This is a genomic window from Thermococcus sp. Bubb.Bath (assembly GCF_012027595.1).
Classification (GTDB): domain Archaea; phylum Methanobacteriota_B; class Thermococci; order Thermococcales; family Thermococcaceae; genus Thermococcus.
Genome location: NZ_SNUR01000046.1, coordinates 1 through 419 on the forward strand (window position 1 = coordinate 1; position 419 = coordinate 419).

General features: G+C 43.0%; 1 pseudogene. It reads right to left on the minus strand.

Features of this window, described 5'->3' with window-relative positions:
* Positions 1–270: pseudogene (locus E3E29_RS11645) on the minus strand (hypothetical protein); the annotation flags it as partial.
* Between the last annotated feature and the right edge of the window lie 149 nt (positions 271–419).

Consider the following 419-nt stretch of genomic DNA (forward strand, 5'->3'; position numbering starts at 1 on the left):
CCCGTTCGCCGTTATGACTTTCTGAGTGTTGTTTTCAATAACAACCTTCTGAACCAGTGATCCGTTTATATAATCAGCTCGGGCGATTTTGTCAGGCTTTATAAAGGTTACATAACTCTCAAAGGTTTGATTGCCAATTTTAACCACCTCATGGGCCGTGAAAGAGTCAATGGAGTGCCAGTAGGAGAGAACATCTTCTGTTGAGTGGTAGGTAGATATGCAACCACTCGCCAAAACCATCAGAATGACAGACAACCATGCCTTTCTCATACCCCATTCCCCCACGTTTCCAAATGTACAAGGGTGTAATAACTAATTCTTAATCCCCCTGTATCCCGTTATCTCCTCTCGGCACAGGAGCAACATGAACACTCCTAACACAAATGAAATAAAAGGAAACCCGTAAAATATCAAACCGG